General features: G+C 73.6%; 21 protein-coding genes and 1 pseudogene. 15 read left to right on the top strand and 7 right to left on the bottom strand.

Annotated elements, in window-relative coordinates; translation table 11 throughout:
- Positions 1-12: 12 nt before the first annotated feature.
- From ACFYOJ_RS03060 to nudC, 5 genes are all read left to right on the top strand, one after another.
- Positions 13-399: an MGMT family protein gene (locus ACFYOJ_RS03060; protein WP_356550456.1), complete on the top strand. Its 387-nt coding sequence runs from the start codon at positions 13-15 to the stop codon at positions 397-399.
- Positions 400-665: 266 nt separating this feature from the next.
- The gene (locus tag ACFYOJ_RS03055) at positions 666-4256 is read left to right on the top strand and encodes an ATP-dependent DNA helicase (RefSeq protein WP_356550454.1); all 3591 of its coding nucleotides are present in this window, start codon (positions 666-668) and stop codon (positions 4254-4256) included.
- Between the two features lie 216 nt (positions 4257-4472).
- Positions 4473-8003: an ATP-dependent DNA helicase gene (locus ACFYOJ_RS03050; RefSeq protein ID WP_356550453.1), complete on the top strand. Its 3531-nt coding sequence runs from the start codon at positions 4473-4475 to the stop codon at positions 8001-8003.
- Between the two features lie 10 nt (positions 8004-8013).
- Positions 8014-9417 carry a dipeptidase gene (locus ACFYOJ_RS03045; protein WP_356550451.1) on the top strand — a complete coding sequence of 468 codons (1404 nt, stop codon included), beginning with the start codon at positions 8014-8016 and terminating at the stop codon, positions 9415-9417.
- A gap of 206 nt (positions 9418-9623) precedes the next feature.
- The gene (gene nudC, locus ACFYOJ_RS03040; RefSeq protein ID WP_356550450.1) at positions 9624-10568 is read left to right on the top strand and encodes an NAD(+) diphosphatase; all 945 of its coding nucleotides are present in this window, start codon (positions 9624-9626) and stop codon (positions 10566-10568) included.
- Positions 10569-10700: 132 nt separating this feature from the next.
- Here the strand turns inward: nudC and ACFYOJ_RS03035 are convergent, their stop codons facing one another.
- On the bottom strand, positions 10701-10895 hold the full coding sequence (locus ACFYOJ_RS03035) for a DUF6879 family protein (RefSeq protein WP_356550449.1): 195 nt from the start codon (positions 10893-10895) through the stop codon (positions 10701-10703).
- A gap of 107 nt (positions 10896-11002) precedes the next feature.
- On the opposite strand from ACFYOJ_RS03035, the gene ACFYOJ_RS03030 reads away from it, so the two are divergent.
- Positions 11003-11170, top strand: a complete 168-nt coding sequence (locus ACFYOJ_RS03030; protein WP_356550447.1) for a hypothetical protein — start codon at positions 11003-11005, stop codon at positions 11168-11170.
- 65 nt (positions 11171-11235) lie between these two features.
- On the opposite strand, the gene ACFYOJ_RS03025 is transcribed toward ACFYOJ_RS03030, so the two are convergent.
- Both ACFYOJ_RS03025 and ACFYOJ_RS03020 read right to left on the bottom strand, forming a co-directional pair.
- The gene (locus tag ACFYOJ_RS03025) at positions 11236-12048 is read right to left on the bottom strand and encodes a phosphotransferase (protein WP_356550445.1); all 813 of its coding nucleotides are present in this window, start codon (positions 12046-12048) and stop codon (positions 11236-11238) included.
- A 99-nt stretch (positions 12049-12147) separates the two neighbouring features.
- Complete coding sequence (locus ACFYOJ_RS03020) at positions 12148-12405, bottom strand: mycoredoxin (protein WP_356550443.1); 258 nt, start codon at positions 12403-12405, stop codon at positions 12148-12150.
- Between the two features lie 79 nt (positions 12406-12484).
- Between ACFYOJ_RS03020 and ACFYOJ_RS03015 the strand changes: the two are divergent.
- The 4 genes and pseudogenes from ACFYOJ_RS03015 to ACFYOJ_RS03000 all read left to right on the top strand — a co-directional run bounded on the left by ACFYOJ_RS03015 (position 12485) and on the right by ACFYOJ_RS03000 (position 16138).
- A pseudogene (locus ACFYOJ_RS03015) lies at positions 12485-14774 on the top strand (ATP-dependent DNA helicase UvrD2).
- A 165-nt stretch (positions 14775-14939) separates the two neighbouring features.
- Positions 14940-15275: a hypothetical protein gene (locus ACFYOJ_RS03010; RefSeq protein ID WP_356550440.1), complete on the top strand. Its 336-nt coding sequence runs from the start codon at positions 14940-14942 to the stop codon at positions 15273-15275.
- A 174-nt stretch (positions 15276-15449) separates the two neighbouring features.
- Positions 15450-15818 (top strand): WhiB family transcriptional regulator, encoded by a 369-nt coding sequence (locus ACFYOJ_RS03005; protein WP_356199600.1) that lies wholly within the window; start codon positions 15450-15452, stop codon positions 15816-15818.
- Positions 15815-16138: a hypothetical protein gene (locus ACFYOJ_RS03000; RefSeq protein ID WP_356550438.1), complete on the top strand. Its 324-nt coding sequence runs from the start codon at positions 15815-15817 to the stop codon at positions 16136-16138. The genes ACFYOJ_RS03005 and ACFYOJ_RS03000 overlap by 4 nt, the downstream gene beginning before the upstream one ends.
- Before the next feature lie 106 nt (positions 16139-16244).
- On the opposite strand, the gene ACFYOJ_RS02995 is transcribed toward ACFYOJ_RS03000, so the two are convergent.
- Together ACFYOJ_RS02995 and ACFYOJ_RS02990 are read right to left on the bottom strand one after the other, a co-directional pair.
- Entirely contained in the window at positions 16245-17669 is a 1425-nt protein-coding gene (locus ACFYOJ_RS02995; RefSeq protein WP_356550436.1) for an AarF/ABC1/UbiB kinase family protein, read from the bottom strand.
- Positions 17662-18876 carry a TOMM precursor leader peptide-binding protein gene (locus ACFYOJ_RS02990; RefSeq protein ID WP_356550435.1) on the bottom strand — a complete coding sequence of 405 codons (1215 nt, stop codon included), beginning with the start codon at positions 18874-18876 and terminating at the stop codon, positions 17662-17664. Before ACFYOJ_RS02990 ends, ACFYOJ_RS02995 begins: the two co-directional genes overlap by 8 nt.
- A 246-nt stretch (positions 18877-19122) precedes the next feature.
- Here ACFYOJ_RS02990 and ACFYOJ_RS02985 point away from each other — a divergent pair, with 246 nt between their 5' ends.
- From ACFYOJ_RS02985 to ACFYOJ_RS02970, 4 genes are all read left to right on the top strand, one after another.
- Positions 19123-19719, top strand: a complete 597-nt coding sequence (locus ACFYOJ_RS02985) for a M48 family metallopeptidase (RefSeq protein WP_356550433.1) — start codon at positions 19123-19125, stop codon at positions 19717-19719.
- A gap of 136 nt (positions 19720-19855) precedes the next feature.
- Complete coding sequence (locus tag ACFYOJ_RS02980; protein ID WP_356550431.1) at positions 19856-21562, top strand: TerD family protein; 1707 nt, start codon at positions 19856-19858, stop codon at positions 21560-21562.
- A 13-nt stretch (positions 21563-21575) separates the two neighbouring features.
- Positions 21576-22256 (top strand): AIM24 family protein, encoded by a 681-nt coding sequence (locus ACFYOJ_RS02975; protein ID WP_356550429.1) that lies wholly within the window; start codon positions 21576-21578, stop codon positions 22254-22256.
- A gap of 17 nt (positions 22257-22273) precedes the next feature.
- Complete coding sequence (locus tag ACFYOJ_RS02970) at positions 22274-23029, top strand: AIM24 family protein (protein WP_356550427.1); 756 nt, start codon at positions 22274-22276, stop codon at positions 23027-23029.
- 102 nt (positions 23030-23131) lie between these two features.
- Here the strand turns inward: ACFYOJ_RS02970 and ACFYOJ_RS02965 are convergent, their stop codons facing one another.
- Both ACFYOJ_RS02965 and ACFYOJ_RS02960 read right to left on the bottom strand, forming a co-directional pair.
- On the bottom strand, positions 23132-23647 hold the full coding sequence (locus ACFYOJ_RS02965; RefSeq protein WP_356550426.1) for an NUDIX hydrolase: 516 nt from the start codon (positions 23645-23647) through the stop codon (positions 23132-23134).
- Entirely contained in the window at positions 23644-25122 is a 1479-nt protein-coding gene (locus ACFYOJ_RS02960) for a zinc-dependent metalloprotease (RefSeq protein ID WP_356550424.1), read from the bottom strand. The genes ACFYOJ_RS02965 and ACFYOJ_RS02960 overlap by 4 nt, the downstream gene beginning before the upstream one ends.
- Positions 25123-25313: 191 nt before the next feature.
- Between ACFYOJ_RS02960 and ACFYOJ_RS02955 the strand changes: the two genes are divergently transcribed.
- Positions 25314-26435 carry an SDR family oxidoreductase gene (locus tag ACFYOJ_RS02955; protein ID WP_356550422.1) on the top strand — a complete coding sequence of 374 codons (1122 nt, stop codon included), beginning with the start codon at positions 25314-25316 and terminating at the stop codon, positions 26433-26435.
- Positions 26436-26525 lie beyond the last annotated feature (90 nt).

Genomic DNA, 26525 nt, shown 5'->3' with positions numbered 1-26525 from the left:
AGGATGGGGCGGATGAGCGAGCAGAGCCTTCCGGACGAGGCCGCCGCGGCGTACGCGGACGCGCTGCCCGAGTACGCCGAGCGGGTCCTCGAGGTGGCCGAACTGATTCCACCGGGACGTGTCATGACGTACGGGGACATCGCGGAGTGGCTGGAGGAGGGCGGGCCCCGCCAGGTCGGCCGCGTGATGTCCCTCTACGGCGGGGGCGTGTGCTGGTGGCGGGTCGTCCGCGCGGACGGCGTCCTGCTCCCCGGGCGCGAACTGGACGCGCTCGGTCACTACCGAGGGGAGGGCACGCCCCTGAGGGAAGCGGGCAGGAGCGCCGAGGGCCATCTGCCGCGCCTCGATCTGAAACGGGCCCGGTGGGACGGCGGCGATCGCGCGCAGGGACACACCTGACAGCCTCCGCCATCGGGCGTGCCGGGGTGCGGCCGGTGAGCCGTGCGAGGGAAACGGGACACATCGGGCATGCCCGTGACATGACGTACTTTCGAGGAGCGGGGGACACCGGAGTCGGAAGTGACCCGAGGGAAGAAGGGGAAGCTCTGCTTCCGCCTCGTTCGCCGGCGTAGCGTCGGCCGCGCGCGTCCCCCTCATCCCGCGGCCACCGCCGCCCCCGCAGAGCGGACACCCCACCAGTACGACCACCAGGACCGGCGAACCACGTGAGCTCCTCTTCCTCCACCGGACACCCGTCGCACCCCCAGGCGCGACGGGGGAGCGCCGGCGCCTACCGGCTGGTGCGCACCCCGCCGGCCCGTGTGGCCCCCCCTCGTCTGGACGCGGCGCAGCGCGCCGTGGTTGACCACCGGAGCGGGCCGCTGCTGGTCCTCGCCGGCCCGGGCACCGGCAAGACCACCACCCTGGTGGAGTCCGTCGCGGCCCGCGTCGCCCGCGGCGGCGATCCGGAGCGGATCCTGGTCCTGACCTTCAGCCGCAAGGCCGCCGCCGAGCTGCGCGACCGGATGGCGCTGCGTATGGGCGCCGCGCGCGCCCCCCGGGCGACGACCTTCCACTCCTTCGGCTACGCCCTGGTCCGCGCCCACCAGGACAGCGAACTGTTCGCGGAGCCGCTGCGGCTGCTGTCCGGTCCGGAGCAGGACGTGGCGGTCCGTGAGCTGCTGGCCGGGCAGGCGGACCTGGAGCGGCTCGGACTGGCACACGTGCGCTGGCCCGACGAACTGCGCGCCTGCCTGACCACCCGCGGTTTCGCCGACGAGGTCCGCGCGGTCCTCGCCCGCAGCCGCGAACTGGGCCTCGGCCCGGACGCCCTGGAGGCGTTCGCCCGCCGCACGGGCCGCCCCGACTGGCGGGCCGCCGCCGTCTTCCTCGCCGAGTACCTCGACGTCCTCGACCTGCAGGGCGTCATCGACTACGCGGAACTCGTCCACCGCGCGGTGCTGCTCGCCCACCGCCCCGAGGTCGCAGCCCGGCTGGCCGCGCGGTACGACGCCGTGTACGTCGACGAGTACCAGGACACCGACCCGTCCCAGGTACGGCTGCTGCACGCCCTGGCGGGCGGCGGACGCACCCTTGTCGCCTTCGGCGACCCCGACCAGTCGATCTACGCCTTCCGCGGCGCGGACGTGAACGGCATCCTCGACTTCCCGCACGCCTTCCCGCGCGCGGACGGCCGCCCGGCGCCGGTCGAGGTGCTGCGGACCTCGCGCCGGTCCGGGGCCGCCCTGCTGGCCGCCACCCGGCTGCTGACCCGGCGCATGCCGCTGACCCGCCTGCCCGCCGACAAGGTCCGCGCCCACCGCGAGCTCGCCGCCGAACGGGACGGAGGGCGCGTCGAGGTGTACACGTACCCGACGTCCGGCACCGAGCTCGACAACATCGCCGACATCCTGCGCCGGGCCCACCTCGAGGACGGCGTGCCGTGGGGCGAGATGGCCGTCCTCGTACGCGCCGGCTCACGCACCCTGCCGGTGATGCGCCGCGCCCTCACCGCGGCCGGCGTCCCGCTGGACGTCGACGGCGACGACCTTCCCCTGCGGCACGAACCGGCGGTGGCGCCGCTGCTGACGGCCCTGCGGGCGGTGGCCACCGCGGTGGCGGAGGAACGCCCCGGCACCCGCGCCGCCGACGCGGCGAAGGCCGCGCCCGGCACGGAGGGCGTGCCCGGCGCCGGGCCGGACGCCGACGGCGCACGGGAGACCGGCCCCACCGCCGAGAGCGCGTCCGAGGCCGGACCGGGCGCCGAAGGCACGTCCGGAGCCGGGGCCACCGCCGGAGGTGCGTCTGACACCCGGCTCACCCCCGGCAGCGAGGCCGCCTCCGACGGCACGCGCGGGGAAGCCGCCCCCGCCGCCCCCGACGGTGCGCCCGAAGCCGTCCCCCCGGCCGGCGCCGCCCGTGCGGGGAGCTCCTGCTGGCTCAGCACCGAGACCGCCCTCACCCTGCTCACCTCCCCCCTCGCCGGCATGGACGCCGCCGACCTGCGCCGGCTCGGACGCGCCCTGCGCGACGAGGAGCGCGCCGCCGGGAACCCCCTGCCGCCGCCCTCGGACGAGCTGCTCGCCCGCGCTCTCGCCGAACCGGAGCGCCTCGCGGCGCACGACCCCGCGTACGCCCGGGGCGCCCAGCGGCTCGGCGCGCTGCTCCGCAAGGCCCGTGAACGCCTCGCCGGCGGCGGCAGTGCCGAGGAGGCGCTGTGGGACCTGTGGGAGGGCACCCCGTGGCCCGCCCGCCTGGAACGCTCGGCCAGGCGAGGCGGCGCGGCCGGCCGCAACGCCGACCGCGACCTGGACGCCGTGTGCGCACTGTTCGCGACCGCGGCCCGCGCGGAGGAGCGCACCGGCGGCCGCGGTGCGCTGAACTTCCTGGAGGAGATCGACGCCGAGGACATCGCCGCCGACACCCTCACCCGTCGCGCCGTACGCCCGGACGCGGTCCGCCTGACGACCGCGCACCGCTCCAAGGGACTCGAGTGGCGGCTCGTGGTCGTCGCGGGCGTCCAGGAGGGCCTGTGGCCGGACCTGCGCCGCCGCGGCTCCCTGCTGGAGGCCGACCGGATCGGTCGCGACGGACTCGCCGAGCCCCTCGCCCCCGGCGCGCTGCTCGCCGAGGAACGCCGCCTGTTCTACGTGGCCGCCACCCGCGCGCGCGAGCGCCTCGTCGTGACCGCCGTGAAGGCACCGGCCGACGACGGCGACCAGCCCTCCCGTTTCCTGACCGAGCTCGGCGTCGAACCCGTCGACGTCACGGGCCGCCCCCGCCGCCCCCTCGCCGTCGCGGCGCTCGTCGCCGAACTGCGCGCCACCACCGTCGACCCCCGCGTCTCCGCGCCCCTGCGCGAGGCGGCCGCCCGCCGGCTGGCCCGGCTCGCCGCCCTCGCCGACGAGGACGGCCGCCCCCTGGTGCCGTCCGCCCACCCCTACCGCTGGTGGGGCATGTGGGACCAGACCGAGAGCAAGGTGCCGCTGCGCGACCGCGACCAGCCCGTCACCCTCTCCGGCAGCGCCCTCGACCAGCTCGCCAACACCTGCGCGCTGCAGTGGTTTCTCGGCCGGGAGGTGAAGGCCGACGCGCCCGCCACCGCCGCCCAGGGCTTCGGCAACGTGGTGCACGTCCTCGCCGACGAGGTCGCCTCCGGGCACACCCCGGCCGACCTCGACGTCCTCATGGAGCGCCTGGACTCGGTGTGGAACGCGCTCGCCTTCGACGCGCCGTGGAAGTCGGCGCAGGAGAAGGCCAACGCGCGCGTGGCCCTCGAACGCTTCCTCGCCTGGCACGTGATGGACCGTGCCGGGCGCACACCGGTGGCGAGCGAGCACGACTTCGACGTGACCCTGGAGGCGGGCGACTACGAGGTCCGCGTCCGCGGCCAGATGGACCGCGTCGAGGCCGACCGCGACGGCCGCGCCTACGTCGTCGACTTCAAGACCGGCAAGCAGGCGCCCAGCTCCGCCGAAGTGGCCCGCCACCCCCAGCTCGCCGTCTACCAGCTCGCCGTCCGCGAGGGCGCCGTCGACGAGGTCTTCGGCGGGGTGCGCCCCGAACCGGGCGGCGCCGAACTCGTCCAGCTCCGCCAGGGCGCGGCCAAACGCGACGGCGGCGAGACGCTGCCCAAGGTGCAGGCGCAGGAGTCCCTGGCGGGCCCGGAGGGGGAGTGGGTCGGGGACCTGCTGGCCACGGCCGCCGGCAAGGTCCTGGACGAACGGTTCACCCCCACCGCGGGCCAGCACTGCACGCACTGCGCCTTCCGCGCCGCGTGCAGCGCACGGCCCGAGGGGCGGCACGTCGTGGAGTGACATGGCCCGGGGACCGTACGCCGTGGCCGGGGCGGAGCGACATGGTCCGGGGACCGTACGCCGTGGCCGGGGCGGAGCGACATGGTCCGGGGACCGTACGCCGTGGCCCGGCGCGGCCGGTGTGACCAGTCGCACCCCACGCGCTGACCTGCGCTTCTCCCGTCCGCGCGGCGCTCTTGGCCTCCGCTGTCGGTGACCGCCGCTAGCCTCTTCGACGTGCCCGCCCGTATCACCGACCCCGAGCAGCTCAAGGAGCTCCTCGGGATCCCCTTCACCCCCGAGCAGACGGCCTGCATCGTCGCGCCGCCCGCCCCGCAGGTGATCGTGGCCGGAGCCGGTTCGGGCAAGACGACGGTGATGGCGGCGCGCGTGGTGTGGCTGGTCGGCACCGGTCAGGTCGCCCCCGAGCAGGTGCTCGGCCTCACCTTCACCAACAAGGCCGCCGGCGAACTCGCCGAGCGCGTCCGCACCGCCCTGGTCCGGGCCGGCGTCACCGACCCCGACGTGATCGACCCCGACAATCCGCCGGGCGAACCGGTGATCTCCACGTACCACGCCTTCGCCGGCCGCCTGCTCACCGACCACGGCCTGCGCCTCGGACTGGAACCGTCCTCCCGGCTGCTCGCCGACGCCACCCGCTTCCAGCTCGCCGCGCGGGTCCTGCGCGAGGCCCCCGGCCCCTACCCGGCGCTCACCCGCTCCTTCGCCGACCTGGTCGGCGACCTCCTCGCCCTCGACGCCGAGCTCTCCGAACACCTCGTACACCCCGAGGAGCTGCGGGCCTGGGACACCGGCCTGCTGACCACCCTCCAGGGCGTCGAGCTCACCAACGCCGACCTGCGCAAGGTCCCCGAGGCCGCCGCCGCCCGCCGTGAACTCGCCGGCCTGGTGATGCGCTACCGGGCCGCCAAACGCGAACGCGACCTGCTCGACTTCGGCGACCAGATCGCCCTGTCCGCCCGGCTCGCCGGGCTCCCCGAGGTCGGCCGCGCCCTGCGCGACGAGTTCCGCGTCGTCCTGCTCGACGAGTACCAGGACACCTCGGTGGCCCAGCGCGTCCTCCTGGCCGGCCTCTTCGGCGGCGGCACCGGCCACCCCGTCACCGCCGTCGGCGACCCCTGCCAGGCGATCTACGGCTGGCGCGGCGCCTCCGTCGCCAACCTCGACGACTTCCCCGAGCACTTCCCGCACGCCGACGGCCGCCCCGCCACCCGCCAGGCGCTCAGCGAGAACCGCCGCAGCGGCGGCCGCCTCCTCGACCTCGCCAACGGCCTCGCCGCACCCCTGCGCGCCATGCACGCGGGCGTGGAGGCCCTGCGCCCCGCCCCCGGCGCCGAACGCGACGGCACGGTCCGCTGCGCGCTCCTGCGCACGCACGCCGAGGAGATCGACTGGATCGCCGACTCCCTCGCCCACCTGGTCCGCACCGGCACGGCGCCCGGCGAGATCGCCGTCCTGTGCCGCACCGCGGCCGACTTCGCCGAGATCCAGGGCGCGCTGGTGGCCCGCGAGGTCCCCGTCGAGGTGGTGGGCCTGTCCGGGCTGCTCCACCTGCCCGAGGTGGCCGACCTGGTCGCCGTCTGCGAGGTCCTGCAGGACCCCGGCGCCAACGCCTCCCTGGTCCGCCTGCTCACCGGCCCGCGCTGGCGCATCGGCCCCCGCGACCTCGCCCTCCTGGGGCGCCGCGCCCGGCTCCTGGTGAGCCACGCGCGCGTGGACGGCGACGACGACCCCGACCGGCGGCTCGCCGAGGCCGTCGAGGGCGTCGACCCGTCCGAGGTGATCTCCCTCGCGGACGCCCTCGACACCTTCCTGGAGACGCCGCTGGACGGCACTGGGGACGACGACGGGCTCCCGTTCTCGCCGGAGGCGCGCGTGCGCTTCGCCCGCCTCGCCGCCGAGCTGCGCGACCTGCGCCGGGCCCTGTCCGACCCCCTGATGGACGTCCTGCACCGCGTCCTCGCCACCACCGGTCTCGAGGTGGAGCTGTCGGCGTCCCCGCACGCCCTGGCCGCCCGCCGCCGCGAGACCCTGTCGAACTTCCTGGACGTCGCCGCCTCCTTCGCCGCCGGCGACGGCGAGGCAACGCTCCTCGCCTTCCTCGGCTTCCTGCGCACCGCCGCCCAGTACGAGAAGGGCCTCGACAACGCCCTGCCCGGCGGCGAGAACACCGTCAAGGTGCTCACCGCGCACAGGGCCAAGGGCCTGGAGTGGGACGTCGTCGCCGTCCCCGGGCTGGTCACCGGCACCTTCCCCAGCGGCCAGGGCCGTGAGAAGTGGACCGCCCAGGGCAAGGTGCTCCCGCACGCGCTGCGCGGCGACGCCGACACCCTTCCCGACGTCGAGTCCTGGGACTCCCGGGGCCTGAAGGCCTTCCACGAGGCCATGAAGGAACACCAGCACACCGAGGAGCTCCGCCTCGGCTACGTCACCTTCACCCGCCCCCGCTCCCTGCTCCTGGGCTCCGGCCACTGGTGGGGCCCCAGCCAGAAGAAGCCCCGCGGCCCCTCCGACTTCCTCCGGGCCCTGTACGACCACTGCGCCGCAGGCCACGGCGAGATCGAGGCGTGGGCGGACGAACCCGCCGAGGACGAGGAGAACCCCGCCCTCCACGAGAACACCGCCGACAAGGCCTGGCCCCTGCCCCTGGACGACACCGCCCTCGCCCTGCGCCGGGCCGCCGCCGAGACGGTCCTCGCCCACCTCGACGCCCTCGCCTCCGAGAACGACGGCCGCCCCGCCGCCACCCACGACCCCGGCGCCCACGACGACCCGGACTGGCCCCCGCCCCCCGCGGACGACGAGCTCTTCCCCTACGACGAGACGCCCCCCGCGGACGACGACTTCTTCCCCTACGACGAGGCACCCTCCGACGACGGTTTCTTCCCCGGCGACGAGGCGCCCCCCGCCGACGTGCTCCCCGCGCACGACGCACCCGCCACCCGCCCGACGATCCCGCACCAGGCCCCGCCCCCGCCGCAGCCCGGTACCACCGGCGTCCCGGGGCCCTCCCGCCTCACCCCCGAGGAGGCCCGCACCGTCGCCTCCTGGGACCGCGACCTCGACGCCCTCACCGGCGAGCTGCTGCGCGCCCGCGAGTCCGTCACCGAGGTACGCCTTCCGGCGTCGCTGACCGCCTCCCAGCTGCTGCACCTCGCCGCCGACCCCGACGGCTTCGCCCAGGAACTGGCCCGCCCCATGCCCCGCCCGCCCCAGCCCGCCGCCCGCCGCGGCACCCGCTTCCACGCCTGGGTCGAGTCCCGCTTCGAGGCGCTGACGCTGCCCATGCTGGAGCCGGACGAGCTGCCCGGCAGCGAGGCCGAGATCGCCGACGAACGCGACCTGGAGCTCCTCAAGGACGCCTTCGAACGCACCGAGTACGCCCACCGCACCCCGTACCGCGTCGAGGCCCCCTTCCAGCTCACACTCGCCGGCCGGGTCGTACGCGGCCGGATCGACGCCGTCTACAAACAGGGCGAGGGCGACACGGCGACCTACGAGATCGTCGACTGGAAGACCGGCCGCGAGCGCACCGCCGACCCCCTCCAGCTCGCCGTGTACCGCCTGGCCTGGGCCGAGCAGCAGCGCGTACCGCTGGAATCCGTGACGGCCGTCTTCCTGTACGTACGCACCGGCGAGGCCGTCCGGCCCGGGCACCTGCCGGACCGCGCGGCCCTGGAGCGGCTGCTGACCGCCGAACCGGTCGGTGACGAAACGCACGGTCAGGGTGGTGTCGCGGCCCGATAGGCTCGTGAGCATGAGCGAGACCCCGGACAGCGCCGTCCGTACGTACATCGAGCACCACCGCACCGCCTTCCTCGACGACCTCGCCGAGTGGCTGCGCATCCCGTCCGTGTCGGCCCAGCCCGACCACGCGACCGACGTACGCCGCAGCGCCGACTGGCTCGCCGCCAGGCTGAAGGAGACCGGCTTCCCCACCGCCGAGATCTGGCCCACCCCCGGCGCCCCCGCCGTCTACGCCGAGTGGCCCTCCGGCGACCCCGCGGCGCCGACCGTCCTCGTCTACGGCCACCACGACGTCCAGCCCGCGGCCCGCGAGGACGGCTGGGACAGCGACCCCTTCGAGCCCGTCGTCCGCGGTAACCGCCTCTACGCGCGCGGGGCGGCCGACGACAAGGGCCAGGTGTTCTTCCACACACTCGGCGTCCGCGCCCACCTCGCCGCCACCGGCCGCACCGCCCCCGCGGTCAACCTCAAACTGCTGATCGAGGGCGAGGAGGAATCCGGCTCCCCGCACTTCCGCGCGCTCGTCGAGGAGCGCGCCGAGCGGCTCGCCGCCGACGCGGTGATCGTCTCCGACACCGGCATGTGGTCCGAGGACACCCCCACGGTGTGCACCGGCATGCGCGGCCTCGCCGAGTGCGAGATCCGGCTGCACGGCCCCGACCAGGACATCCACTCCGGCTCCTTCGGCGGCGCCGTCCCCAACCCGGCCACCGCCGTCGCCCGCCTCGTCGCCGCCCTGCACGACGAGCAGGCGCGCGTCGCGGTCCCCGGCTTCTACGACGGCGTGATCGAACTCACCGACCGCGAACGCGACCTCTTCGCCGAGCTGCCCTTCGACGAGGAGCAGTGGCTGCGCACCGCCAAGTCGCACGCCGCCCACGGCGAGGCCGGACACACCACCCTCGAACGCATCTGGGCCCGCCCCACCGCGGAGGTCAACGGCATCGGCGGCGGCTACCAGGGCCCCGGAAGCAAGACGATCGTCCCGTCCTCCGCCATGGTGAAGCTCTCCTTCCGCCTGGTCGCCGGACAGGACCCCGGCCACGTCGAGAAGGCCGTCCGCGCCTGGGCCGCCGAGCAGGTGCCCGCCGGGATCCGCTGCGAGATCACCTTCGGCTCGGCCACCCGCCCCTGCCTGACCCCGCTGGACCACCCGGCACTGCAGTCCGTGGTCCGCGCCATGGGCCGGGCCTTCGAGAAACCGGTCCGCTTCACCCGCGAGGGCGGCTCGGGACCGGCCGCCGACCTCCAGGAGGTCCTCGGCGCACCCGTGCTCTTCCTCGGCATCTCCGTCCCGTCCGACGGCTGGCACGCCCCGAACGAGAAGGTCGAGCTCGACCTGCTGCTCAAGGGCGTCGAGACCTCGGCATACCTGTGGGGCGACCTCGCGGAGCACTGGCGCCACGCGCCCTGAGCGCAGCGCGGCCCGGGACCGGACCGCCACGGCGCGCACGGCACACTGGGAAGGGCCGCCGCACACCGCCCGCCACCGCCACCCACCGCCGCACCGCACCACCGAGGCCACCGCCGAGCCCTCCCGGACCCGGTCACCACCCGCCGCACGACCCGCTGAACCGCCTGCCGAACCACAACCGCTCACCGGGGGAGTTGGAAGCACCCGTGACCACCTGGACCGACCACACCGCCGACCGTCCCATCTCGCTCACCGCCCCCAGCGGCATCGACCGCGCCGCCCACCACCGCCTCGACGAGGCATGGCTCGCGGCGGCGTGGAGCCACCCCTCGACGCGCTGCTTCGTGGTCTCCGGCGGTCAGGTCCTCATCGACGAGACGCCCGACGGGCGTACCGAGCTCGTCATGACCCCCTCCTTCGAGGCCCCGCTCACCGAAGCGCACCGGTACTTCCTGGGCACCGACGAGGACGGCGTCAGCTACTTCGCCCTCCAGAAGGACTCCCTGCCCGGCCGCATGGACCAGTCCGCGCGCCCGGCGGGCCTGCGCGAGGCCGGCCTCCTGCTGTCGCCCCGCGACGCGGGACTGATGGTGCACGCGGTCGCCCTGGAGAACTGGCAGCGCCTGCACCGCTTCTGCTCCCGCTGCGGCGAGCGCACCGTCATCGCCGCGGCCGGCCACATCCGCCGCTGCCCCGCCTGCGGCGCCGAGCACTACCCGCGCACCGACCCCGCCGTGATCATGGCCGTCACCGACGCCGACGACCGGATCCTGCTCGGCCGCCAGGTCCACTGGCCCGAGGGCCGCTTCTCCACGCTCGCCGGCTTCGTGGAGCCCGGCGAGTCCATCGAGCAGTCGGTGCGCCGCGAGGTGCACGAGGAGGTCGGCATCACCGTCGGCCCCGTCGAGTACGTGGCGAGCCAGCCCTGGCCCTTCCCGTCCAGCCTGATGCTCGGCTTCATGGCCCGCGCCGTCTCCACCGACATCGACGTCGACGGCGACGAGATCCACGAGGCCCGCTGGTTCTCCCGCGACGAGCTCGCCGCCGCCTTCGAGACCGGCGAGGTGCTGCCGCCCTACGGCATCTCGATCGCGGCCCGCCTGATCGAGCTCTGGTACGGCAAGCCGCTGCCGACCCGCGGCTTCGTCTGAGCCGGGACATGCCGAAGGGGCGGCCTCCCGCACGGGGAGCCGCCCCGGGGAAGCCCTGCGGGCTACCGCGTCACCGGTCTAGTCCCGATGCTTCCCGCAGTGCCCGCAGGGCTCTCCCGACCGACTCCGTGGTCAGTGATGCCGCTCCCCGTAGGCCGCGAACGGCATGGCGCGGGTGAGCGCCAGGCCGCGGTAACCCCGGCACTCCCTCAGCCGGCCGGTAGGCAGGAGTTCACCGCCGGTGAACTTGCCCTCGGGGGTGCAGTGCATGCGGTGCACGTCACGGTCGTCGAAGAGCCGAAAACCGTGACCGGGCAGGCCGGTCACCTTCTGCCGGGCAGAGTCGATGATTCCGATGGCCCCCCGGCCCTGATGTTGCCGGGGTGAGCCGACAGCTCGCGGCGCGGGCAGTCGGTCAGAGGGGAGCGCGGGACATGGACGCGGACTCCTCACCGCTGAGCACGGAAGTACTCCTCGAGTACGCCGGCCGGGACCATGACGGCCGTCTCTCCCCCGGGGAGAGCAAGCTGTGCCGGCCGCTCAGGGGCGGTGAGCACGTGACCCTGCCCCGGCTCTCCAGAACGGGAAAGCCGCACACCTGACGTTCGGCGCGCGTGGTCCCGGTGGTCGTCCTCGGCGGGTACGAGCGGACCAACGCCCGAGCATGTCAGTCCAGCAGAGCGGCCGTGAACGTCTCGCGGTGGGCGGTCAGCCAGGCTTGTATGCGGTCCCAGCGCTCCCACCCGCCACGTTCGGCCAGCGCTTGGAGGTAGACGGGGTTGCCGTCAGCCACGCGGCGGGCGACGAAGGACCGGCAGGTCTCGGTGGCCTGTTCGATCACGCCCGGCAATCCGGCGCGATCCCTCGGCGAGAGGCCGTAGCTGTCGGCGAGGATCCGCAGCCGTGCAGACACATCCGATCCGGCGGGATACAGGGCGGCCGCAGACACCGGATCAAGCATGGGCACCCAGTAGCGGGCAGCCATGGCGACGTCCCAGAGAGGACGGCCCGGAGCTGCCGAGTCGAAATCGATCAAGGCGGTGGCACGGCCGTCGCGGAAGACCACGTTGTCCGGGCACACGTCGTTGTGGCACACCATCGTTCCCCCCTCCGGGTCGGCGAGGTCCTGGGGCCACTCGGCGTCCGTGTCGACCGCGACGGTCGCGCTGACCTCATGCAGGCGGCGCAGGAGGTGTCCCACCGATTCGAGGGCGCTTGTCGTCATCACCCAGGGCGGGAACGGCGGCAGAGCTACTTCGCCTGGGACGAAGGTGAGCTGTTCACGGCCGTCAGCGGTGAGGCGCACGGGAGTCGGAGCTCCATCGAAGCCGTGCTCCCTCAGCGCGAGGAGGTGGGCATGGAGAGCCTGTGCGTTGCGCGGGGCCGGGCGTTCCACCAGCGCACCCCTGCGGAAGACCGCCCCCGCGTTCACCATGCCTCCGGCCAGCGCTTCGCCGTCCGCCTCGTCCTCGGTCGTCATGTCGATCACGCTACCGTCGAGTCGGCCTCGTACAGGCCGGGTATGCAAAGACCCCCGATCAGGCGCCAGGCCGATCGGGGGTCGTGCGCGTCATGCGTGTCAGACGCCGAGCGCCTGCTTCACCTGGGCGAGGCTCGGGTTCGTCATCACGACCTCGGTGCCACCGCCGGAGGGAACTACCTGAACGGTCGGAACCGTCTGGTTCCCGCCGTTCGCCTTCTCCACGAACGCGGCCGACTCCGGGTCCTGCTCGATGTTGATCTCGGTGTACTCGATGCCCTCGCGGTCCATCTGGCTCTTCAGCCGACGGCAGTAGCCGCACCACGTGGTGCTGTACATCGTCACAGTGCCCGGCATGTCTCTCGTGCTCCTTCGGCGGCTCGGGGATGAGGTCGCAGGAAGGGAACGTCCGGGAAGGCGCCACCATTCCCGACGCGTGACGCCCGTCGCACCAGTACGACAATCAGTGCGTGCCTGTGGACAACCCGGCGCACCCGTCTCCGGGGACCTGGCAGCATGGCTGTGTGACAGCAGCAACGCACTCCACCCTTTTCCCGCAGGTACCGGAGACGGCCGACGCGGTGCTCGAAGGGCTCGACCCCGAGCAGCGCGAGGTGGCCACCGCCCTGCGCGGCCCGGTGTGCGTGCTTGCCGGCGCCGGCACCGGCAAGACCCGGGCGATCACCCACCGCATCGCCTACGGGGTCCGCGCCGGGATCCTCCAGCCCTCCAGCGTGCTCGCCGTCACCTTCACCAACCGCGCCGCCGGGGAGATGCGCGGCCGGCTGCGCCAGCTCGGCGCGGCCGGTGTCCAGGCCCGCACCTTCCACTCGGCGGCGCTGCGCCAGCTCCAGTACTTCTGGCCGAAGGCGATCGGCGGCTCCATGCCCCGGCTCGTCGACCGCAAGATACAGCTCGTCGCCGACGCGGCCGCCGCCTGCGGCCTGCGCCTCGACCGGGGGGAGCTGCGCGACGTCACCGCCGAGATCGAGTGGTCCAAGGTCACCCAGACCGTTCCCTCCGACTACGCCGCCGCCGTGGCGAAGGCCGGCCGTGAGGTGCCCCGCGACGCCGCGGAGATCGCCCAGCTGTACTCCGCCTACGAGGACCTCAAGCGCGGACGCGGCGTCATCGACTTCGAGGACGTGCTGCTGCTGACGGTGGCCGTCCTGCAGGACCGCCGCGACGTCGCGGAGCAGGTCCGCGAGCAGTACCAGCACTTCGTGGTCGACGAGTACCAGGACGTCAGCCCGCTCCAGCAGCGTCTGCTGGAGCTGTGGCTCGGCGACCGCGACGACCTGTGCGTGGTCGGCGACGCCAGCCAGACGATCTACTCGTTCACGGGAGCAACCCCCGACCATCTGCTCGACTTCCGCGCCCGGTACCCCGGCGCCACCGTCGTCAAGCTGGTCCGCGACTACCGCTCCACCCCCCAGGTCGTGCGCCTCGCCAACGGTCTGCTCGCCCAGGCCCGGGGCCGGGCGGCCGACCACCGCCTGGAGCTGGTCTCCCAGCGCCCCGCGGGCCCCGAACCCGTCTTCACCGAGTACACCGACGAACCGGCCGAGGCCGAGGGCGCCGCCCGCCGTATCTCCGAGCTCATCGACGCGGGCGTTCCCCCCGCCGGCATCGCGGTCCTCTTCCGTACGAACTCCCAGTCCGAGACCTACGAACAGGCGCTCGCCGACGCCGGCGTCCCCTACCAGTTGCGTGGCGCGGAACGCTTCTTCGACCGGCCCGAAGTGCGCAAGGCCGGCAGCGCCCTGCGGGCCGCGGCCCGCTTCGGCGGCAACGACCACCTCCTCGACGACGCCGTGGACCTGCCCTCCCAGGTGCGCGCGGTGCTGTCGGGCGAGGGCTGGACGCCCCGGCCCCCGGCGGGATCGGGCGCGGTCCGTGAACGCTGGGAGTCGCTGGCCGCCCTGGTGAATCTCGCCCAGGACTTCGCCGCCGCCCGGCCCGGTGCCACGCTGGGCGATCTGGTCGCGGAGCTGGACGAGCGGGCGAGCGCGCAGCACGCCCCGACCGTGCAGGGCGTCACCCTCGCCTCCCTGCACTCGGCCAAGGGTCTGGAGTGGGACGTCGTCTTCCTGGTGGGCGTCGCCGAGGGCATGATGCCGATCACCTACGCAAAGACGGACGAGCAGATCGAGGAGGAGCGCCGTCTCCTCTATGTCGGTGTGACCCGTGCCCGTGAGCGTCTGCATGTCTCCTGGGCGGTGGCGCGTTCGCCCGGTGGCCGTGCGAACCGCCGGCCCAGCCGCTTCCTGCAGGGGCTGCGGCCCGGCTCCGCCTCGGCCGGCGCGCACGCGTCCGCCGGCGGCCCGGGCGGTGTGGAGCGCGGTTTCGGCCGCGGCACGGCGACGGCCGCCGCGCCGCGGCGGACCCTCAGGACGGTGGCCCGCTGCCGGGTCTGCGGCCGCACGCTGACGGACGCGGGCGAGATGAAACTGATGCGCTGCGAGGACTGCCCCTCGGACATGGACGAGGGCGTCTACGAGCGGTTGCGCGAGTGGCGGGCGGTCCAGGCGCACCGCAGCGGCCAGCCCGCGTTCTGCGTCTTCACCGACAAGACGCTGATGGCGATCGCCGAGTCCGTCCCCGGGGACGAGTACGAACTGGTGAGGATCCCCGGTGTCGGCGCCCGCAAGTTCCGGCGCTACGGGGCCGACGTCCTGGCCATCTGCGCAGGCCGCGACGTCGCCGGGCTTGACGAAGCGGAATGAGGCCAACTCGTCGGAAAAATAGTTTGCGCATGCCCCGGGAATCCCCATAGGTTCTTGGTCACGGGGAACAGCGGCCTTCCCGGAGGCCCTGCACCCGTGCTGTACTTGCATATCCGTGGACCGGTTCGCACCGGTCCCCCGAGACGCCGAGAGGAGGCGAGCCCAATGATCAGCATCAACACCATCAGCACCGCTGCCGGTACCACCGTCAAACTCACCGATCGTTCGGCCGTCTCCCTGTGCATGCTCGGCGCCTCCAACCCGGGCACCGGTCTGTCCGGCATTCGTGCCGCGCGTCCGGCGTCCGTCTCCGTCGCTCCCGCGGGCCTTCCCGTCCGTGAGCGCGATGAGCGACCGACCGAGGCACTGGAAGCAGCAGTAGTGGCGCAGGCCCAGGCCTATGCCTTTACGGCGACCGGTGCCGGATTCCGGAAGCAGACGACGCAGCACCACCTGATGTGGGCCTTCCGTGGGCCAGAACCCTGGAGCGATCCAGCCTGATCTCGATCAGGCCGGCGCCTTCAGGGCCGCGGAACCCCATCCGGGATCCGCGGCCCTTCTGTTTGCCCACGAACGTGGGCGGCAGCACGAAGGAGCCTCGGGACAAGACAAGAACCCGGTACCAAGCCGCCAACCGGCCGACCGGCCGGAACGACCAGACGAGGAAGACCAGCCGTGCAACTCGAAGCGCACGCCCCGTCCGTACCGCCTTCCGACACGATCCCCAAGCCCGGTTCCACGGAGGACTCCACCTTGACCCCGCTCACCGCGCTCACCGCGCTCGACGACGCCATCGAGAACCTCGGCGTGCCCGTCCCCTGCCGTTCCTACGACCCGGAGGTCTTCTTCGCGGAGTCGCCGGCGGACGTCGAGTACGCCAAGTCCCTCTGCCGCACCTGCCCGCTGGTCGAGGCCTGCCTCGCCGGCGCCAAGGAGCGGCGTGAGCCCTGGGGCGTGTGGGGCGGTGAGCTGTTCGTCCAGGGTGTCGTCGTCGCCCGGAAGCGGCCCCGTGGCCGCCCGCGCAAGAACCCGGTCACAGCATGAACATCACCGGAACGATCGACCGTCCCCTCACGCACGACCCCAAGAAGCAGGCCCCGATGAAGCCGTCCACCGACGAGACCGCAGGCAGCACGCCCGAAGACTTCACCACCAGCGACGCGAAGGACTCGCGTCAGAACAGGACCCGTGAGATGCAACTCATCCCAGAAGCCCTGGCCCGTGCGCATATGCACGAGCGGCTGCACGAGGCCGAGCGGGAACGCCTGGCGCTGCGCCTGGCGACCGCCCGGCGGATGCAGCGCCGGGCCGAGCGCGCCTCCATGCGCGCCCGGCGCGCGCTCGCCATGGCGGTCATGCAGTAACCGAACACACCCGAAGCGGTTGCCTCCGGTACAGGAGGCGGAACCTTCCCGTGGGGGCCGGTCCGTGCGAACGGGCCGGCCCCCACAGCGCTTCGGCTCCGGCGGCTCAGGCCTGAGCCGCCGCCCCCTCCACCCCGGCCTCCGTCCCGTCTCCCTCCCCGTACACGGCGTCGTCCTCGCCGCCCTCTTCGCCGTCGTCCTCCGGGACGAAGCCGGCCAGCCACTGCTCCAGCTCGTCGCGCAGACGCACCGTCGCGCCCAGCTGGCACAGCACCCCGATGGTGCTCAGGGTCACCCGGTGGATCAGGAGGTAGGCGGGCGGCAGATTGAGCTGCTTGGCCAGTTGGTAGGCGGGGGAGCGGGGATCGGCGATCCTGGCGGCCTGGCCGCGCATCCAGCCGCGGGTGAAGGTGAACGTGTCGACCCGGGCCGGCTCGATGATCGGCAGGAGGTAGTCGAGGACGGCATCGGGGTCCAGCTCGATGGTCTCCTTGACGAAGCCCTCCGCGCGGAGCATGTCGTAGACGGCCTGCGCCTCGCCGTCCAGGGTCATGCGCAGCGCCTCGCCGATGGGCTGAGGCAGTCCGCCCGGGAGGCGGTCGACCGTGCCGAAGTCCAGGACCCCCAGGCGCCAGTCGTCCTCGCCCCGCGGTCCGCCGGGCAGCAGCCGGAAGTTGCCCGGGTGCGGGTCGGCGTGCAGGAGACCGGTGCGGGCCGGGCCGGAGAACAGGAAGTGGGCGAGGAGCTGACCGGCCCGGTCGCGCTGTCCGGGGGTGCCGTCCGCGATGATCTCCGACATCGGGATGCCGTCGATCCACTCGGTGATCAGCACCTGCTCGCACTGGTGGACCACGTCCGGCACCACGATGTCCGGGTCGTCCGCGAACTCCTCGGCGTGGGCCCGCTGAGCCTGGGCCTCCAGGTCGTAGTCCAGCTCCTCCGAGACCCGGTCCTTCAGCTCTGTGATCAGCGGCTTGATGTCCATGCCGGGGACGAGCGGGCCGAGGAGGCGGGCGAAGCGGCTGAGCTGGTTCAGGTCGGACAGCAGGGCGTCGCCGGCGCCCGGGTACTGCACCTTGACGGCCACGTCACGGCCGTCGTGCCACACCGCCCGGTGCACCTGGCCGATGGACGCCGCCGCGGCGGGCTTGTCCTCGAACCGCAGGAACAGGTCCCTCCAGCCGTCACCGAGCCGCTCCGCGAGCACGGAGTGCACCGTGCGCGCCGGCATCGGCGGTGCGGCCTCCTGCAGCTTCGTCAGCGCCGCCCGGTAGGGGCCGGCGACCTCCTCCGGCAAGGCGGACTCGAAGACGGACAGTGCCTGCCCGAACTTCATCGCACCGCCCTTCAGCTCACCGAGGACCTTGAAGAGCTGCTCCGCGGTCCGCTGCTGCAGCTGCTGGCCGACGATCTCCGCGGACTCGCCCACGATCCGCTTTCCGAGCCCCCAGGTCGCCCGCCCGGCGAAACCGAGCGGGAGCGCGGCGAGCTTGGCGGTCCGGGTGACCGCCTTGCGCGGAAGATCAGACATGCGCCCTCCAAGTCCCAGCCGGCCGCGCCGCTGCTGCCTCACGGCGTCCTTCGGCTGTCGGCCGTTGCCCAGCCATTGTCGCGCGCCGGTCCCCGTTCCCGGGGGTGTGTTCTCGCTTACTCCGTCCGGCGGCCCCGCACGGGCACGCGGGGTGCGGCCGCACCGGCCGCGTGTGCCACCGCAGCGCGGGCAGCGAGACCTCCCAGCGTGCGTCGGCGCTGGCGGGTCTTCGGCCGTCGAGGAAGGCGAGGGCATGGGCCGCCGCCAGCCCGGCGACGGTCGTGGCCAGCGCCAGATCGCAGGGCGGTACCCGGCGCTGTCCGCCGGAACGCCACTGTGCCACCAGCCGCGGCCACGTGGGGTCGCGGTCGGCGCGGTCCGCCTGCAGGCAGCCCGCGCAGCCCGTCTCACCGGGCAGGACCAGGGGGCCGACGACCCCGGTCCCCTCCACCACTCCGGCATACAGGTGGGGTGTGCCCGCGGCCATGAGGGAGTCGGCGTGGGCGGGGTCGGGGGTGTGCGCCGCGACGTCGTCGCGCGGGGCGATCACCACCAGCGAGAAGCCCGGCCCGCCGTCGTCGGGCGGGGTGGCGGGGGACCGGCGCCGCGGCCGGTCCGGGGCGGCACGGCGCACGGCCCGGCGGGCCGCCTCGTCCCGGCGGTCGCCGACGGCCTCCGCGGTCAGCCCGCCCGGGGCGACGTCCCACGGTTCGACGCGTCCGGCGTCCCGCACGTCGACCTCGCCGACGCCCGCGCCCGAGAGCAGGCAGGCCAGTACGGCGCCCACCCGGCCGGCGCCCCGTACCCGTACCCGCATCGCCCGCCGGGCGGCCAGGTGCCGGATCGCGTCCCCGGGCCGGGAGGTCGTCAGGGACAGCGACGCGAGGTCGGGGCGGAGCCGGTCGAGGACCTCCTTCTTCTCGCGCAGGGCGTCGGCGGCCGGCCCGCCGCCCCGGGAGTCGTCCAGGAGCCCGGCCGCGGCCAGCCGCTTCACCAGCCGGTCGGCATGGCCGTCCGGAAGATTCATGCGGCGGGCCTCCTCGCGCAGGAGCGCCGGACCGCGCGTGCCGTCGAGCAGGTCCAGGAAGCCACCGGTCGCCATGTCCACCGGGCCGAGCGTCAGCGCGTGCGCCGGCGTCATCCCGAACTGCACGGTGCGCAGATCGTGCCAGCCGCGTCGCAGTGCGGGCTTGACCATCGGATGCATGACAGACCCCCGTATGTCCTCGTACGTCCCCGTGAGCCGGCGGTGACCGGACGCGTGGTCACCGTGCGGTCGGCCGTACGTCCGCCGGCGAGGCCAGCATGCCCGGATCCGCGTCCGGGCGTCGAAAGTTGTCCACAGGCGGTGGGTGATCGTCGTACAAGCTGTTGTGCAAGCCGCCGTGAGGATCGGAGCGGAACCGTCGCGGGGGCCGGGACTTTCCCCGGGCACAGCGGGTAACGTCGTGGCGTGTCCGCCGACCCACTGCACCGCGCCGGGACGCCCCAGCGCAAACCGACGAGTCCGCCGCCGAGCGGCACGGGGACGAGCCCGATCGAGGTGCGCAGAAGCGCCCGCCGGCGCCGGACGGTCTCCGCCTACCGCGAGGGCGACCGCACCGTGGTGCTGATCCCCGCCCGGATGTCCGAGGCGGAGGAGCGGCGATGGGTGAGCGTCATGCTGGACAGGCTGGCCGCCCAGGAGAGCAAGAGGGTCCTCGGCGACGCCGAACTGTCCGAGCGCGCCCGCCGCCTGTCGGACCAGTACTTCGACGGCCGGGCCCGGCCCGCCTCGGTCCGCTGGGTCACCAACCAGAACACGCGGTGGGGTTCGTGCACCCCGGCCGAGGGCAGCATCCGCCTGTCGCACCGGCTGAAGGGCATGCCCGAGTACGTCGTCGACTACGTCCTCCTGCACGAGCTGGCCCATCTGCTCGTCCCCGGGCACGGGCCCCGGTTCTGGCGGCTGCTGGAGGCGTATCCGCGTACCGAGCGGGCCCGGGGCTACCTCGAAGGGGTGGTCGCCGCCGACCGGCTGCCGCACGTGCCGGGGGCCCGGAACGAGTGAGGCGCACGCCGGAGCGCGTCCGATACGGGCGTGCGCGGGTTGTGTACCGGGACTGTACCGGCATCGTCCGGTGTCGGCGTTTGCCGTTAGCCTGACGCGACGCACTCACATTCGGATGGGGGACGGTCGTAACGCTATGGCCAGGGAATTCCAACGCGGCCACAAGGCCAGGATCAGTGACCTCACCGCGGGCACGGATCTGTACGTAGGCGTGCAGATCTCCGGCCCCGGTCTGAGCTTCGACATCAGCTGCTTCGGACTCGACGCCGACGAGCGGCTCTCCGACGACCGGTACTTCGTGTTCTTCAACCAGCCGAAGACCCCCGAGGAGTCCATCCAGCTCCTGGGTGCGCAGGCGGGTGACACGGAGTCCTTCCGCGTCACCCTGGACAGGATCCCGCCGCAGATCAAGAAGCTGTCCTTCACGGCGACGATCGACGGCGCCGGACAGATGTCGCAGGTCGGGGCCGGGTACATCCGGATCGTCGCGGGCGGTGAGGAGGTGGCCCGGTATCCGTTCAGCGGGTCGGAGTTCTCCACCGAGCGCGCGGTGATGCTGGGCGACTTCTACCTGAAGGACGTGTGGCGCTTCGCCGCCGTCGGCCAGGGCTTCGACGGCGGCCTCGAGGCGCTGCTGAGGAACTTCGGCGGCGAGGTCGCCGAGGACGAGGCGCCGGAACCGCAGCAGCCGCCGCAGACCGGTGCCGTCCCGGGTTTCGCTCCGCCCGCCCAGGCCGCGGCCCCGCCCGCCTTCAGCGCCCCGGCCCCGCAGCCCGCCCCGGCTCCCGCTCCCGCCCCGGCCCCCGCTCCCGCTCCCGCTCCGGCGCCCGCCCCTCAGCCGGCGGCGCCCGCGCCGCAGCCCGCCGCGCAGGGTTTCGCACCCCCGCCCGGAGCCACTCCGCCACCGCCGCCCGCGCCCAACGTGCACGCCGCGCCGACCATCGCCGCGCCCCTGCACACCCCGCCCGGCGGCTCCCCGCTCCCGCCGCCCCCGGCCCCGGCGCCCGCCCCGTACGGCCAGCCGCCGTCGCCGTACGGCCAGGTCCCCGGCCAGACCGCCCCGCCGCCGCCCGGCTACGGCCGGCCGCAGGCACCCCACACCCCGGCCCCGCCGCCCCCGGGCTACGGGCAGCAGGCCCCCTACGGCGTCCCCCAGGGCATGCCCCCGGCGGCCCCGCAGGGCGCCGGTGTGGCCGCCGCGCTCCAGCAGTTCCGTGAGACGGCGCCCGGACAGCGCTGGACGCAGCAGAACAAGAAGCTGATCCGCGTCGACCTCGGTGCGGACGGCCAGGCGGTGCTCGCCCGGCAGGGCAGCATGGTGCTCTACCAGGGCAAGGTCGACTTCAGCTACAAGGGCGCCGGTTTCGCCGGCCGCGTCGTGGGCAACGCCACCGGCCAGGAGATGCAGCTGATGCGCTGCACCGGCAAGGGACAGGTGTTCCTCGCCGACAACTCCGCGATGCTGCACCCCATCGAGCTCCAGGGCGACGCGGTCTGCGTCTCCGCGGAGAACGTGCTCGCCTTCGACGAGAGTCTCCAGTACGAGGTCCGCCGCATCGAGGGACACGGCATCCCCGGCGGCGCGCTGTTCACGATGCAGTTCCAGGGCACCGGCACCATCGTCGTCAAGACGCACGGCATGCCCGTCGTCCTGCCGGTGACGCCCACCACGTTCGCCGACTGCAACGCCGTGGTCGCCTGGTCGGCCGCCGCCCAGGTCGTCGTCTCCAGCCAGGTGCGGATGCGCCGCAACTCCTACGCGGGCGACACCGGCGAGAGCGTCAACCTGCAGTTCCGGGCCGCCCCCGGCAACTTCGTCGTCGTCCAGCCGTACGAGATCTGAGGGAGAGCCCGACATGAACCAGCCGCTCGCGGGCTACGCCCCCGCACCCGTCACCGCCCGCATGGAGAACCACGGCAACCACATGCTGAAGGTCGCCATGCAGACCGGCAACGACCTCTTCGCGCGCGTGGGCTCGATGGTCGCCTACGAGGGCTTCGTCCAGTACGAGCCCAACCCGCCCGCCGTCCGCCAGATCGCCAAGGACTGGATGACCGGCGAGGGCGCGCCCCTGATGAAGTGCTCCGGCGACGGTCTGCTCTACCTCGCCGACTACGGCGCGAACGTCGTCGTGATCAACCTCGACGGCGACGGGATCTCCGTCAACGCCACCAACCTGCTCGCCTTCGACTCCCACCTCACCTGGGGCGTCGAGCGGGTGAAGGGCCTGGCGAAGTTCGCCGGCCAGGGCCTGTGGAACACGAAGATCTCCGGTCAGGGCTGGGTCGCGCTGACCTCCCGGGGCAAGCCGATCGTCGTCGACTGCGGCGGTGGCGAGGACGAGACGTACGTCGACCCGGACGCCCTCGTCGCCTGGTCCCCGAACCTCAAGGTCAAGGGCAAGCGCAGCTTCAAGGCGCAGTCGCTGATCGGCCGCGGCAGCGGTGAGGCCTACCAGATGGCCTTCTCCGGCCAGGGCATCGTCGTCGTCCAGCCCAGCGAGGACAGCACCGACCGTCTCCGTATCCGGGGCTGAGGGGGAGCAAGAACACCATGCAGAGCCCGCTTTTCGCCTACAACGACCAGCAGACCCAGGAAGCCTGGAGCCTGCAGAACAAGCACATGCTCCGGATCGCCCTCACGGGCCACGACGACGTCCTCGCCCGCAAGGGCACGATGGTCGCCTACCAGGGGCTCGTCGAGTTCGACGCCGAGTACCAGAGCGACAGCCAGTCCCGTGCGCGCGCCCGCACCGGCGAGGGCCTGGACCTGATGCGCTGCCACGGGCAGGGCACCGTCTACTTCGCCAACCTGGCCCAGTACGTCCACGTGATGGACGTCGAGCAGGACGGCCTCACCGTCGACAGCAGCTACGTGCTGGCGATGGACTCGTCCCTGCACCACGAGGTCATCGCGGTCGACAGCCTGTACGGCATCTCCGGGTCGGGGAAGCACCAGCTCAACATCACCGGCCGCGGCAAGGTCGCCCTGATGACCTCCGGCGCCCCGCTGCTGATGCAGGTGACGCCCGACAAGTACGTCAACTGCGACGCCGACGCGATCGTCGCCTGGTCCACCGGTCTGCGGGTGCAGATGCAGGCCCAGACGCACTCCTCCGGGGTGTGGCGGCGCCGGGGCAACACCGGAGAGGGCTGGGAGCTCGGCTTCATGGGCAGCGGCTTCGCGCTCGTCCAGCCCAGCGAGCTGCTGCCGCCGCAGAACGCCCAGATCGGATCGGGTGTGGCCGCCCAGTACGGCATGGGCCAGCAGGGCGCCCGCGGCCAGAACCAGGGCAACGCCTGGAGCTGAGCCCCACCGCCCGGGAGCCCGGGAGAGAACGCCTGGGGAAAACGTCCGGGAGGAATCGTCCGGGGTGAGGGGTGACCGCGAGGGCGGTCACCCCTCACCGCTTCACAGGCGGGCGCGCGCCGCCTCCAGCAGGCGGACGACCGACTCGTCGGCCACGCCCGCGACCTCCTCGTACGGGAACCAGCGCAGGTCGAGGGACTCGTCGCTGATGGCCTCCACGGCCCCGGCCGGGGCCAGGGCCGCGTACTGCACGTCGAGGTGCCAGGCGCACGGCGTGTGGTGCCGGTCCAGCCGGACCGGGCCGCCGGGGACGAGAACGAGGCCGTCCACGCCCGACTCCTCGGTCGCCTCGCGCAGGGCGGCCCGCGCCAGCGTCCCGTCCTCCGGCTCGCAGTGGCCGCCCATCTGCAGCCACATGCGCATCTTCCGGTGGAGGGTGAGCAGCACCCGGTCGCGCGACGGGTCGATCACCAGGGCGCTCGCCGTGATGTGCCCGTCCGCGCAGGCCTTCCACATGCCGTCCGGGTGGGAGGCGAGGTGGTCCAGGTAGACCTGCCGCAGCTCGTCCTGGCCCTCGTACCCCTTGAGGACCAGGACCGCGTCGTCGTGGAGGCTCACTCGGCGCCGTCGCCCTTGCCGTCGGCCTCGTCCCGGCCCTTGGCGTCCTTGCCGTCGGCCTCGTCCCCGCTCTTGTCGTCCTTCTTCCGCAGATCGGGCTTGCCGGCCGCCTCGCCGAGCATCTTGTCCAGCTCGGAGAAGTCCATCTGCTCGCGGTGCACGAACCCGTCCGGGTCGTCCAGGTCGGTGGCCGTCGGCAGCATGTCCGGATGGGCCCACAGGGCGTCCCGGCCGTCCACGCCGCGCGCGTCCGTCACCGACGCCCACAGCCGGGAGGCGTCCCGCAGGCGGCGCGGGCGCAGCTCCAGACCGATCAGCGTGGCGAAGGTCTGCTCCGCCGGACCGCCCGAGGCACGGCGCCGGCGCAGCGTCTCGCGCAGCGCGTCCGCGGAGCCCAGACGGGGCTTGGCGGCGGCGTGCACGACCGCGTCCACCCAGCCCTCGACCAGCGCCAGGGCCGTCTCCAGACGGGCCAGCGCGGCCTTCTGCTCCGGGGTGTCCTCCGGCTGGAACATGCCCTGCTGGAGCGCCTCCTGCAGCTGCTCCGGGTTCTGCGGGTCGAACTGGCCGACCACATCCTCCAGCTTGGCCGTGTCGACCTTGATGCCGCGGGCGTAGCCGTCGACGGCGCCGAACAGGTGCGAGCGCAGCCACGGCACGTGGGCGAAGAGGCGCTGGTGGGCGGCCTCGCGCAGGGCGAGATACAGCCGCACCTCCTCCTGCGGGACGCCCAGGTCCTTGCCGAACGCCTCGATGTTCACCGGCAGCAGCGCGGCCTTGCCGGCCGGGCCGAGCGGCAGGCCCACGTCGGTCGAGCCGACGACCTCGCCGGCCAGCACGCCGACGGCCTGCCCGATCTGCGTGCCGAACATGGCGCCGCCCATGGAGCGCATCATGCCGATCAGCGGGCCGGCCATGGCCTGCATCTCCTCGGGCAGCACGTCGCCCATGGCGGCACCGACCCGTTCGGCGACCGGGTCGACGAGCTCACGCCAGGCGGGCAGGGTCGCCTCGACCCACTCCGCGCGGCTCCAGGCCACCGCGGTGCCGGCGCCGGAGGGCAGGGCGGTCGCGTCGTCCAGCCACAGGTCGGCCAGGCGGACGGCCTCCTGGACGGCATTGCGCTCGGTGGGGCCGACGCTCGCGTCCTTCGTGCCGTCCGGGGTGCCCTGGGCGACGGTCTGGCGGGCGATCTGCTTGGCCATGTCCCAGTTCACCGGGCCGCCCTCGTAGGAGAGCATCTGGCCCAGCTGCTGGAAGGCGGCGCCCAGGTCGGTGGGGTTCATGGAACCGAACATGGCAGCGAACGGATTGTCCGCACCGGGGCCGCCGAAGCCACCGGCTCCGGGCGTCCCGAATCCGAACGGGTTGGCCGGTCCCTGACCACCGCCGCTCTGCTGGTCCTTCTTCTTGCCCTCGTCGCCGTCGTCCGGCTCCTCCGGCGGAAGGCCGAATCCGAATGGGGTGTCACTCACGGGGTTCCTCGGCTGGTAGGGCCGCCGGTTCTTTCCGGCGGCACGGCTGCCCGACATCACACCCAGCGTAGACACCCCGGGCGGTTCGGGCCTCGGTGCTTCGCCGACTGACGGCCTGCGGCAGGATGGATGCCACCTGGTACGTACGCGTCTGGCGCGCCCGTACTGAAGACAACCGCTGGAGACGCCCGGTGAGTTCCCCAGATCCGCAGGTTCGCGCAGCGCGAAACCGGTCAACCGGTCCCGCCGCCCCCGCCGCGCGCGGCCCCGTCGTCGCGGTCACCGGTGCCGCCTTTGGCATCGGGGCCCTGCTCACGGCACGGCTGGCCGCGTCCGACGAGGTCAGACAGGTCGTGGCCATCGACGAGCGGCGCGGTGAGTGCGCGGACGCCCGCTGGCAGATCCTGGACGTGCGGGACCCGGCCATCGCCGAGAAACTGCGCGGCGCGGACGTCGTGGTGCACCTGGCCCTGGACCTCGACCTGGAGACCGACGCGGCCGCCCGGACGGCTTACAACGTCCGGGGGACGCAGACCGTGCTGACCGCCGCCGCGGCGGCCGGGGTGCACCGCGTCGTGCTGTGCACCTCCGCGATGGTCTACGGCGCGCTGCCGGACAACGAACTGCCGCTGTCCGAGGACGCCGAACTGCGGGCCACGGCCGAGGCCACGGGCGTCGGCGACCTGCTGGAGATCGAGCGCCTCGCACGGCGCGCACCGCGCGCGCACCCCGGCCTGAACGTGACCGTCGTCCGTCCCGCGGTGCTCGTCGGGGGCACGGACACCGCGCTGACCAGGTATTTCGAGTCGCCCCGGCTGCTGGTCGTGGCCGGGTCGCGGCCGGCCTGGCAGTTCTGCCACGTCGACGACCTGTGCAGCGCCCTGGAGTACGCCGTCCTGGAGAAGGCCGACGGGGAGCTGGCCGTCGGGTGCGACGGCTGGCTGGAGCAGGAGGAGGTCGAGGAGCTCAGCGGGATCCGCCGGATGGAGCTGCCCTCGGCGGTCGCGCTCGGCGCTGCGGCCCGGCTGCACCGGATCGGACTGACGCCCTCCCCGGCCGGGGACCTGGCGTACACGATGTACCCCTGGGTGGTCAGCGGGAGCCGGCTGCACGACGCCGGGTGGCGGCCGAAGTACACCAACGAGGAGGTCCTCGCCCAGCTGCTGGAGGAGGTCGCCGGACGGCGCACGGTCGCCGGGCGGCGCCTGGGACGCAAGGACGCGACGGCGGCCGGAGCCGCGGGCGCGACGGTGGCGCTGCTGGGCGCGGCCGCGGTGGTACGCCGGGCGCGGAAGGCCCGGCGGCGGATCTGAGACCGGGCGCGGGCCTGTAGAAGTCTCCGAGGCACCACCCTCGTCCGCCGGGCGATGATGCAGTTCCGCGCGGTGCCCCCGTGGGGCACG

The sequence above is a fragment of the Streptomyces sp. NPDC006384 genome (assembly GCF_042870695.1).
GTDB lineage: Bacteria > Actinomycetota > Actinomycetes > Streptomycetales > Streptomycetaceae > Streptomyces.
The sequence above is the reverse complement of the archived record's forward strand: the minus strand, read 5'-3'. Positions and strand labels throughout refer to the sequence as shown.

Bases quoted from the DNA above. Each gene is read 5' to 3' on its own strand.
- ACFYOJ_RS03000 (WP_356550438.1), top strand. From the start codon at position 15,815: ATGAACATCACCGGAACGATCGACCGTCCCCTCACGCACGACCCCAAG.
- ACFYOJ_RS02980 (WP_356550431.1), top strand. From the start codon at position 19,856: ATGGCCAGGGAATTCCAACGCGGCCACAAGGCCAGGATCAGTGACCTC.
- ACFYOJ_RS03025 (WP_356550445.1), bottom strand. From the start codon at position 12,048: ATGACGACCGAGGACGAGGCGGACGGCGAAGCGCTGGCCGGAGGCATG.
- ACFYOJ_RS02975 (WP_356550429.1), top strand. From the start codon at position 21,576: ATGAACCAGCCGCTCGCGGGCTACGCCCCCGCACCCGTCACCGCCCGC.
- ACFYOJ_RS02995 (WP_356550436.1), bottom strand. From the start codon at position 17,669: ATGTCTGATCTTCCGCGCAAGGCGGTCACCCGGACCGCCAAGCTCGCC.
- ACFYOJ_RS03020 (WP_356550443.1), bottom strand. From the start codon at position 12,405: ATGCCGGGCACTGTGACGATGTACAGCACCACGTGGTGCGGCTACTGC.
- ACFYOJ_RS03045 (WP_356550451.1), top strand. From the start codon at position 8,014: ATGAGCGAGACCCCGGACAGCGCCGTCCGTACGTACATCGAGCACCAC.
- ACFYOJ_RS02970 (WP_356550427.1), top strand. From the start codon at position 22,274: ATGCAGAGCCCGCTTTTCGCCTACAACGACCAGCAGACCCAGGAAGCC.
- ACFYOJ_RS02990 (WP_356550435.1), bottom strand. From the start codon at position 18,876: ATGCATCCGATGGTCAAGCCCGCACTGCGACGCGGCTGGCACGATCTG.
- ACFYOJ_RS03060 (WP_356550456.1), top strand. From the start codon at position 13: ATGAGCGAGCAGAGCCTTCCGGACGAGGCCGCCGCGGCGTACGCGGAC.
- ACFYOJ_RS03030 (WP_356550447.1), top strand. From the start codon at position 11,003: ATGGACGCGGACTCCTCACCGCTGAGCACGGAAGTACTCCTCGAGTAC.
- ACFYOJ_RS03010 (WP_356550440.1), top strand. From the start codon at position 14,940: ATGATCAGCATCAACACCATCAGCACCGCTGCCGGTACCACCGTCAAA.